Origin of the sequence: Stenotrophomonas sp. 2YAF22, from assembly GCF_052114665.1 — a bacterium.
Lineage (GTDB): Bacteria > Pseudomonadota > Gammaproteobacteria > Xanthomonadales > Xanthomonadaceae > Stenotrophomonas > Stenotrophomonas indicatrix.
This window is the reverse complement of the sequence record NZ_JBFRFE010000231.1, coordinates 1-5,919: the sequence shown is the minus strand read 5'-3', so window position 1 is coordinate 5,919 and position 5,919 is coordinate 1. Positions and strand designations below refer to the sequence as shown.

At 66.0% G+C, this 5,919-nt stretch carries 7 protein-coding genes; all 7 read right to left on the bottom strand.

Annotated features, from left to right (window positions below; translation table 11 throughout):
• Nucleotides 1-51: 51 nt before the first annotated feature.
• Nucleotides 52-570: a peptidoglycan-associated lipoprotein Pal gene (gene pal, locus AB4Y84_RS10895; protein WP_025874668.1), complete on the bottom strand. Its 519-nt coding sequence runs from the start codon at nucleotides 568-570 to the stop codon at nucleotides 52-54.
• Nucleotides 571-634: 64 nt separating this feature from the next.
• A complete protein-coding gene (gene tolB / locus AB4Y84_RS10890) occupies nucleotides 635-1,954 on the bottom strand; it encodes a Tol-Pal system beta propeller repeat protein TolB (RefSeq protein WP_442250121.1) in 1,320 nt (439 codons plus the stop codon).
• A gap of 249 nt (nucleotides 1,955-2,203) precedes the next feature.
• The gene (tolA, locus tag AB4Y84_RS10885; protein WP_442244772.1) at nucleotides 2,204-3,259 is read right to left on the bottom strand and encodes a cell envelope integrity protein TolA; all 1,056 of its coding nucleotides are present in this window, start codon (nucleotides 3,257-3,259) and stop codon (nucleotides 2,204-2,206) included.
• The gene (gene tolR / locus AB4Y84_RS10880) at nucleotides 3,249-3,677 is read right to left on the bottom strand and encodes a protein TolR (RefSeq protein ID WP_313250166.1); all 429 of its coding nucleotides are present in this window, start codon (nucleotides 3,675-3,677) and stop codon (nucleotides 3,249-3,251) included. The genes tolA and tolR overlap by 11 nt, the downstream gene beginning before the upstream one ends.
• A gap of 24 nt (nucleotides 3,678-3,701) precedes the next feature.
• Nucleotides 3,702-4,481: a protein TolQ gene (gene tolQ / locus AB4Y84_RS10875; protein WP_442250120.1), complete on the bottom strand. Its 780-nt coding sequence runs from the start codon at nucleotides 4,479-4,481 to the stop codon at nucleotides 3,702-3,704.
• A 10-nt stretch (nucleotides 4,482-4,491) separates the two neighbouring features.
• A complete protein-coding gene (gene ybgC, locus AB4Y84_RS10870; RefSeq protein ID WP_032975136.1) occupies nucleotides 4,492-4,929 on the bottom strand; it encodes a tol-pal system-associated acyl-CoA thioesterase in 438 nt (145 codons plus the stop codon).
• Nucleotides 4,919-5,919 (bottom strand): Holliday junction branch migration DNA helicase RuvB (gene ruvB / locus AB4Y84_RS10865; protein WP_442250119.1); only part of this gene is annotated, 1,001 nt, incomplete at its 5' end. The genes ruvB and ybgC, both read right to left, overlap by 11 nt.

Genomic DNA, 5,919 nt, shown 5'->3' with positions numbered 1-5,919 from the left:
CACGAGGGCTGCCGCAACGACCAGCATCAGTTTGATGCCAAGGCGCATGGATTACTGCGCGGTGTAGACGATTTCGACGCGACGGTTCTGCGACCAGCAGGACTCGTTCGACTCGGTGCAGACCGGACGCTCTTCACCGTAGGACACGACGGTCAGCTGCGAAGCCGAGCCACCGTTGGCCTGCAGTGCCGAGTTGACGCCGTTGCCACGACGCTCGCCCAGGGCCTGGTTGTACGCGCGCGAACCGCGCTCGTCGGTGTGGCCCTGCAGGGTGATGCGCGAGGACGGACGGTCACGCAGGTACTTGGCGTGGCAAGCCATGATGGCCTGGAATTCCGGCTTCACGTCTTCCTTGTCCAGGTCGAAGTAGACAACGCGCTGGCGCAGGCAGGCATCGGTGTCCAGGTCGCCCGGGCCGTACAGGCCGGAGGTGGACGGACCGGTCGGGGTGGTGGTCGAGGTGCCGGTATCGACCGGAGCCGGGGCTTCTTCCTTGACCTTCTTCGAGCAACCGGCCAGGACGGCCACAGACAGCAGGGAAACAAGCAGAACGCGGGTGGACTTGTTCATGGCGATACCTTTGTGGCTCCTAAGCCGATGAGGGGTTCAATACAGAGAAAATATTAACACTCTTTTAGCGCTGGGTAYGGTATGGGGACCATGCCGGCTCGCGCACATCACCGTCTGCCAGAACCAGGCGCTGGCGCACGCGCGCATCGGCCGAGACGGCGTACAGCACACCACGACCACCCTCACGGGCGGCATACAGCACCATGCTCGCGTTGGGCGCGAAGCTCGGCGATTCGTCCAGCGAACCCGGCGACAGCGTGCTCCAGCGGGGCGAACCCAGCGAGCTGTCCATCAGGGCGATCTTGTAGCTGTTGCCCGAACCCTGGGCGACGGCGATCTTCTTGCCGTCGTAGGAGACCGAGGGCTTGGCGTTGTAGTTGCCCTGGAAGGTCACGCGCTCGGCGCTGCCACCACCGGCACCGACCTTGTAGACCTGCGGACGGCCGCCGCGGTCGGAGGTGAAGTACACCGCGCTGCCATCCGGCGCCCAGGTCGGCTCGGTATCGATGGCGAAGTGGTTGGTCAGCTGGGTCAGCTGCTTGCTGCCCAGATCCATCACGTAGATTTCCGGGTTGCCCGAGCGCGACAGGGTCAGGGCCAGCTTGCGGCCGTCCGGCGAGAAGGCCGGGGCGCTGTTGATGCCGCGGAAGCTGGTGACCAGCTCACGGGCGCCGGTGGAGATGTTCTGGATGTAGATGGCCGAATTGCCACGCTCGAAGCTGACGTAGGCCAGCTTGTTGCCATCCGGGCTCCACGACGGCGACAGCAGCGGCTCGGCCGAACGCACGATGGTCTGCGGGTTGAAGCCGTCCGAATCGGCCACCATCAGCGCGTAGCGCATGGCGTCGCCCTTGCCGCTGGCGGTCACGTAGGCGATGCGGGTCCAGAAGGCACCACGGACACCGGTGATCTTCTCGTAGATGGCATCGGCCATCTGGTGGGCAACGTCGCGCATGGCATTGCCACGTGCGGTCATCGCCAGGCCGAGCAGGCGCTCACCCTTGGGCACGTCGAACAGTTCGTACTCGACGCGGTAGGCGCCGGCACCGGCGTCCATGACACGGCCGACCACGATGTAGTTCTGCTTCAGCGCGCGCCAGGTGGCGAACTGGATGTCACCGCCACGGATCGGCCTTTCGACGATCTGCGCTTCGGGCAGCGTGCGGAACTGGCCCGAACGTTCGAGGTCGGCACGGACCACGCCGGCGACGTCGGTCTGCGGAGCACCGGCTGCACCCTGGTAGGGCATCGGCACGATGGTGATCGGGAGGGCGGAGGCATTGCCGCCGATGATGTCGATATCCAGCCCCTTCTGCTGCGCGACGGCAGCAAAGGGCAGCAACAGGGCCGCAAACACGGCAAGCCAGCGAGGCATCTTCTTCATGGAGCGCTCAAATAGGGGGAACCGGAACGAGGGATAACAAAACGGCAGTGAACCGCTTCGCAATCATGAACCAAGGGTACGTGAATTCCTGGTCAGTGCCAGCCGGGTCTCTCACATGCCGTTAACGTCGCGGCCAACTTTCGTGCGGATGACTCGTCCCAAGCATGGCGTGGACGGGCCCATACGATCCAGAGCTAAAGGCGTCATTGGATGACGGGACAGCCCCAAAGGGCTGCCCTGCCCCGCGCCTCAGCGATCCTGGGCGGTGAATGTGAAGTTGATCGTGCGTGCGAATACCTGCTCGAAACCGCGGTACGGCAGCGGCTGGGCGTTGAGCACGGCGGCCTCGATCGAGCGCTTGCCGGCTTCATCGAACGGGCAGCCGGCGCTGACCGTGGCGCTGCGGACGGTACCGCCCGGCAACTGGTTGATGGTGATCTGGCAACGTTGGCCCAGCGGCACGCTGTCCGGACGCACCCACTGCGCCAGCACCTTGGCCTGGATGGCCGCCGCGTACTTGGCAGACAGATCATCACTGCTGCCACCACCACCGGCAGCCGGCTGTGCTGCACCACTGGCACCGGCAGCAGCCGTGCCTGCGGCATTGCGCGCAGCAGCGACCTCGCGCAGCTTCCGCTCGGCCAGCTTGGCTTCCTTTTCGGCCTGCTCGCGGCGGGCGCGGATGTCGGCGATCTTCTTCTGCTTCTCGGCCTCGGCCTTGTCAGCGGCCAGGCGCTCCTGCTCGGCCTGCTTCTTCTTGGCGTCCGCTTCCTGCTGCTTGGCCAGGCGCAGCTTCTGCTCGGCCTCTTCCTGGCGCTTGCGCTCGGTCAGGTCGATCTGCTCCTGGCGGCGCTTGGCTTCCTGCTCCTGCTTGGCCTTCTCCTGCGAGATGGCCAACGCGCTGACCGCGTCCTGGTCCTTGGTGTCGGGCTGCGCCACGCGTTCCTGCGCCTGTTGCTGCTGCGGCGTCGGTGCGTCCTGCGGGCGCGGCTCTTCAATCGGCTGCGGCGGCGGGATGGTGTCTTCCGGCACCGGGATCGGTTCGGCCACCGGCGGCGGCAGGTCTTCCAGCTTTTCCGACTGGCGCAGGGCCTGGCGGGCGGCAGCGGCTTCGGACGCGGACAGTGCCAGGCTGGCCTCGACCGAGGGATCACCTGCGGCGGCATCGGTATTGCGCTGCGGTGACCACAGCCAGGCGCCGATGAAGATCAGCGCGACCAGCAGGTGCACCAGCACGGCCAGCAACAGGGGCTGACCCCAGCCGGGCTCCTGCTTGTGCGGTGGCGACAGGACGTCAGTTCGCATCGGTGGCCAGGCTCACCTTGTCGACATTGGCGCGCTTGATCACATCCATCGCCGCGATGACCTTTTCATAGGCCACGGCACGGTCGGCGGCGACGATCACGCGCACATCCTTGTCCTGCGCGGCGATGCCGGACAGGTGGCCCTGCAGTTCCTCGGCAGTGACTGCCGTGGGCTCCTTGGCGTCGGGCAGCTTCAGGCTGAGCTGGCCGTCCTGGCGCACCGAGACGATCAACGGATCCTGCTTGCTTTCCAGCGCCTTGGCATTGGAATTGGGCAGGTCGACGTCGAAGGTCAGGGTGAGCATGGGCGCGGTGACCATGAAAATGATCAACAGCACCAGCATGACGTCGATATAGGGAACGACGTTGATTTCCGATTTCAGCTTGCGGCGCTTGCGGCGACCGATGGCAGCGGACATGGCTTGGACTCCCGGGTCTGGCGCTTACTCGTCGCCAGCGCTCTGGCGCTGCAGGATCGAGCTGAACTCGTCGGCGAAGGTCTCGAAACGCACCRACATGCGCTCCACGCGGGTGGTGAAGCGGTTGTAGGCCCACACCGCCGGGATCGCCACGAACAGGCCGATGGCAGTGGCGAACAGCGCTTCGGAGATGCCCGGGGCGACGGCGGCAATACCGGCCTGGGCGCCGCTGCTGATCATGTCGTGCATGGTCACCATGATGCCGAACACGGTACCCACCAGGCCCACGTAAGGGGCGGTCGAGCCGATGTTGGCCAGCAGCTCCAGGTTGCGCTCGAGCTGGTCGACTTCGCGGGTGTAGGTGGTGCGCATGGCGCGCTGGGCACCTTCCAGCTGGGCACGGCCATCCAGCCGGCGCTTGTCGCGCAGGCGGGTGTACTCGCGGAAACCGGCTTCGAAGATGGCTTCCWGGCCGCCGACATTGCGGCTGCGGTCGGTGGCCGAGCTGTACAGCTTGCCCAGGTCGGCACCGGACCAGAAGCGGTTCTCGAACTCGTCAGCTTCGCGGGTGGCCTGCTTGAAGATGCGGGCCTTGCGGAAAATGATCACCCAGCTGACGAACGAGCCGACCAACAGCGCCAGCACGATGATCTTCACCGGCAAGCTGGCCTTGGCCATCAGTTCGAGGTAGTTGATGCCGCCGCCGGTGGTGGCCTGGGCAAGGGTCTGGGTCGCGGCATTGCTGACGTCAGCCGGCAAAGCCTCGGTGACCGTGGCCTGCAGGGCCAGGAGCGTTGCGATCATCCGTTGTTCCTCAAGAGTTCTGTTCGGATTCGGGGTGGAGGTGGGGTTGCAGCGCGGCAAGGACGGCATCGTCCATGCCACGCGGGCGGAAACTGGCCGCGTCCAGTGCGGCGATGCGGACCTGTGCGGACAGCAGCAGCTGGCCGTCGCGCAGGACCTGCTGGTCGAAGACCATGCTGGCCTTCTTCAGCTGGACCAGGGTGGCGCTTACCTGCAGCTGGTCATCCAGCCGTGCCGGCTTGATGAAATCCATCTGCATGGAGCGCACCGCGAAGACCATGCCGTGCTCGGACCGCATGCGCTCCTGGCCGTAGCCCAGCGCGCGCATCCATTCGGTCCGGGCCCGTTCCATGAAGGCCACGTAGCGGGCGTGGTAGACCACGCCGCCAGCGTCGGTATCTTCCCAGTAAATGCGTGTCGGCCAACTGAATCGCGGTTCAACCGACATCGGGGACCTCGGCAAACAGGTCCTGTGGCGGGTTCTTCGGCTTCAGGCCCAGGTGCCGGTAGGCCTTGTGGGTCGCCATGCGGCCACGCGCGGTGCGCACCAGGTAGCCCTGCTGGATCAGGTACGGCTCGACCACGTCTTCCAGCGTGCCACGCTCTTCGGACAGCGCCGCAGCGAGCGACTCGATGCCGACCGGGCCACCGTCGAAGTAGTCGACCATGGTCTTCAGCAGCCGGCGGTCAAGCTCGTCGAAGCCTTCCGGGTCGACCTTGAGCATCTGCATTGCGGCCTGGGCCACGGTCTGGTCGATGTGGCCACCGGCCTTGACCTGGGCGTAATCGCGCACGCGGCGCAGCAGGCGGTTGGCGATACGCGGGGTGCCACGCGCGCGGCGCGCGATCTCCCCTGCCCCGTCGGCGGTGCAGTCGATGGCCAGGATCGCGGCCGAGCGGCGCACGATGCGGGTCAGTTCTTCGACGCTGTAGAACTCCAGGCGCTGGACGATGCCGAAGCGGTCGCGCAGCGGTGCGGTCAGCAGGCCGGCGCGGGTGGTGGCGCCGATCAGGGTGAACGGCGGCAGGTCGATCTTGATCGAGCGCGCCGCAGGGCCCTCGCCGATCATGATGTCGATCTGGAAATCTTCCATCGCCGGATACAGCACTTCTTCCACCACCGGCGACAGGCGATGGATCTCGTCGATGAACAGCACATCGTGCGGCTGCAGGTTGGTCAGCAGCGCGGCCAGATCGCCGGCCTTCTCGATCACCGGGCCGGAGGTCACGCGCAGGGCCACGCCCAGTTCGTTGGCGATGACGTGGCTGAGGGTGGTCTTGCCCAGGCCGGGGGGGCCGAAGATCAGGACGTGGTCCAGTGCGTCGCCACGACCCTTGGCGGCCTGGATGTAGATCTCCATCTGCTCGCGCACCGGCACCTGGCCGAGATAGTCGGCAAGTCGCTTGGGTCGGATGCTGGCGTCGGCGGCGTCATCCT